Source organism: Geminocystis sp. M7585_C2015_104 (genome assembly GCA_015295805.1).
Taxonomy (GTDB): Bacteria; Cyanobacteriota; Cyanobacteriia; order Cyanobacteriales; family Cyanobacteriaceae; genus DVEF01.
Genome location: DVEF01000062.1, coordinates 1 through 3429, shown reverse-complemented (window position 1 = coordinate 3429; position 3429 = coordinate 1). Strand labels below are relative to the sequence as shown.

The following is a 3429-nucleotide window of genomic DNA, read 5'->3' as shown; positions in this document are numbered from 1 at the left end:
TAGATGGTTGGTGACAATAAAACCCCAGGCTTTTGACGAAATGGCAAGGGTGATTTCCCTCAGCCATATTATAGTCTTCACTCCCCATGATCTTATCACTAACCAGGCGAAATGCCCCTTGGAAGTCATTGAGGCAATGGCCATATGTTTGGATAATAGTGTTTCCTCTTGTGTGTTTACCAGCCTAGTGGAAATGGAGTTGATTGTTTATCCTGACGTGTCACTTTTTCCATTCATTCCGAATATCTCTTTGTGTTAATCTTTCCCGCCAAGTCTGACTTCCTCTCTTCCAGTGTCAACCGCCTTTGTCAAATCCGATATATGTTGTTTTTTGTATCGGGTTTAGCCGTCTTCCCCCCTGCATTAGACTTCCCCTATAAGATAAGGTATGTATCTCCCTTAGCTTTTCTTTTTCTTGTATTCCCATGGGGGTTAACTACCCTCATCAAGTCTAAATCCTAACCCCATGTGTTAAGCAGGCTTATGGAGTCTGAGTATTTCTCTTTCTGTATCAATCCCTATATACCACAAATAAAGTCTTTTGGCGTCTTCTACCACTATACGTCTTTACTGGCAGATTTGAGTTTCCCCCCACGTATATTAAACTTTCTCCATCAAGTCTGAATATTTCTCTCTACATGTTAACCTCCCTTGTCAATCTCAAGTCTTTTCCGTGGTGACTTGCTTTCTGGAAGTATTTGAGTGTCTTCTGCAGCGTTAGTATTCTCATGGATGTCAAGTCTGAATGTTTCCTTTTTTCTGTCAATCCTCCTAATATTTCTATGCATGTAAACTTTTCCTATTTTTGTTTGAGTGTCTTTTTCTGCGTATAAATCCACTCATTCCTCCGTGTATAAATTGCCCCTTTTTGTGAAGTCTAAATATTTCCCGCATGTTTTACCCGGGGGAGTTTGGGTATTATCAGACACACCTTATGTGTGCTAACCCTCACTATATAATCCAAATATTTTCCCCGATACGTCTTTCTCATTAGGTTTAAGTGTTTTTCCCTGTATATTAACTTTTCTCATCAAGTCTAACTGTCTTTCTCCACACGTTAACCCCCAGCAGGGGGTGTGTGAATTTTTTTATCGATTGTGAGTATTCCCCTGTGTGTATTAACTTTTCCCACAAAACCTGAGTTTTTTCCCTGGCGTGATAGTCTGATAGTCTTCTTCATGGAGTTTCTTTGCTGGTGTATTAACTTTTCTGAAAGAATTGGGTGTCATTGGTGCGTTTAAGTCTTCTCAACATATTTGAGTGTTTTTCCTGTGTCTTACTATTTTCCGGAGGGTTTGAGTATATCTGACAGTATTAATTCTGTCTGTGGAAGCCTCCCTCAAAAAGGCCGAGGATTCCTCTTGCATGTTAGCCTTTGTTAGTAAGTCTTGTGTCAATCTACTTTTAATGTGTGAGTATTCTGTTGCCCACATCTTACTTTTCTATGGGGTTTGAGTATATATCCTTGCATGTCAACCCTTCTTTTGAGTTTAACCACCCCCTGGTGTGTCAATCAGCCTTTTTTGGTTGACTGTTTTCCCTGGCGTTTTAGTTTTTCTCATCAAGTGGAAGTTTCCCTATGAAGTTTAACTGTCTTCCCCGTTTATATAGCCTTCCTCATTATGTATCTCTATGCATGTCAATTACCCTCATCAAGTCTGAGTGTCTTCCCATATTTTCCATTAGCCTTAAATGTCTCCCGCCGTATATATTAAACCTCTATCAACTCTCAACACCCTTCCCATTTAACCCCCCCTGTTGAGTCTGAGTATCTTACCATCAAGTCTCAATTCCCCCACACTGCCTTGTCGTAGTATCTCCCCCCACATATCTTCACCACCAGATTTAACTGTCTTTTTCCTCTTAAGAAACTTCCCCATAGGGTATAAGTCTTTTTCCTGATGTGTTAGCCTTTTCTATACTCCATGGATGTTTAACCACCGCCATGAAGTCTGAATATGTCTCTACATGTTAGCCCCCAATTATCCCTTTTTGTGTTAGTTTTCCTTATCGGGTGTGAGTATTCCTTTTTGGAGGTTAACCTTTTCAAGAAAGTAAAGTTATGCTTTCCTGGCTACCGTTGTTTTTGCAATCAAGGGGATGAGATTAACTGGCTTAGGGGTAAAAAGAAAAAGGAGAAAGGGAAGACTAACAGTATTCTACAATGACATTTTTCTGATATTCTCTCAACAGTTTCACTAAGTCTTCAATCAGACTACGACGTATAGAAATATTTTTAGGTAAGAGGGGGTTTTGATAAAAATCATTAATTTGTTGTCCCACCAAAAAATAGATAGAATCTGCTTCTAGGATTTCCTTAGCCAGTAAAGTGGCACTGTTGCGGGTGTTGGGTAGTCTATTAATGTCACAGAGGCAGTTTTGCAACAATTCTTTGGTTTTGGAAATAGTCAGAATTCCCTCTGTTACTAAGTCAATCCCTTTGAGTTTGCCGATGGGGGGTAATTCTTTAGTCATGGTATCAATTTCTATTTCAATGGTTTCCCCCATATAACTAGCCACAATATTACCAGTAGTGCCGCCGCATATGACTTTTCTACCCGGGAAACTTAACAATTTTTCTGCATATTCCTCATCTTTGCTAGGATCTAATGGGGGGCCTGTGAAAATCATCAGGGGTTTAGGCTGACGCACATATACTCCCACAAAGGAGGCATCGTCGCCAATATGATTGCAGTATAGTCTTCTAGTTTCTGCCATTACCTTTTCCACCACATCACGACAACTGGTGGTGGTAGTTAAAAAGATAGTTTCGATGAATTTGGCGATGTTTTCCCACCCCCATCCGAAATTCATTGTTTCCCCCAATCCTGCATACAACACCCCATCGCTGATTGCCGCCAGAAAATCTCCCCTTTCTAGGTAGCCTTCGTAGTAGCTGATTTTCTTGTCTAAAATCACTTGTGTTTTTGCCTCTACCTTTTGAATGACACCTTTTTTAAACAGAAAAATGGGAGGGTTGTCAAAATTAATAACCTTGAATCTGCTGGTAGAATTGTCAATAGTAATAATGGTGAATGTGGCATAGGCTATTTTCCTAATTTTACAACGAGGCAGGGTGCCTGCAATGGTTTCTATTACCTCTTTCAAAGGTAAGTCTGCCTCCAACATGGTAATTAGCATCTCTGTAGTTAAGGTAGCCAAAATGTTGGCCTTCACTCCACTGCCTAACCCGTCTGATAAAACAATTATGCTTTTTTTGTCTCCCTTGGTAAACTTAACCTTATCCCCGCATAACTCCTCGTCGTGTTTCGTTAGACTCTGGGAATAAATGTCGTAGAAATTATCGTCATTCATATAGATTAATCCTCTTCCGATTGAGTAAACAATAATCATAAAATGGGATTTTATTTGCTTTTAAAATTATAATCTGCCGGAGGGGGTGGAAACTGTTTTTTTTTTTTTTTTTTT

Annotated in this window: 3 protein-coding genes; 1 reads left to right on the top strand and 2 read right to left on the bottom strand. The window is 39.7% G+C overall.

The annotated features are described in order from the left end of the window. Positions 1-259, top strand: a 259-nt coding sequence (locus IGQ44_07435; protein ID HIK37806.1) for a hypothetical protein, incomplete at its 5' end; no start/stop codon positions are given. A 382-nt stretch (positions 260-641) separates the two neighbouring features. Here IGQ44_07435 and IGQ44_07430 read toward each other — a convergent pair. Both IGQ44_07430 and IGQ44_07425 read right to left on the bottom strand, forming a co-directional pair. Further along, a complete protein-coding gene (locus IGQ44_07430; GenBank protein ID HIK37805.1) occupies positions 642-788 on the bottom strand; it encodes a hypothetical protein in 147 nt (48 codons plus the stop codon). Between the two features lie 1360 nt (positions 789-2148). Next, positions 2149-3315: a serine/threonine-protein phosphatase gene (locus tag IGQ44_07425; GenBank protein HIK37804.1), complete on the bottom strand. Its 1167-nt coding sequence runs from the start codon at positions 3313-3315 to the stop codon at positions 2149-2151. Positions 3316-3429: the final 114 nt, after the last annotated feature.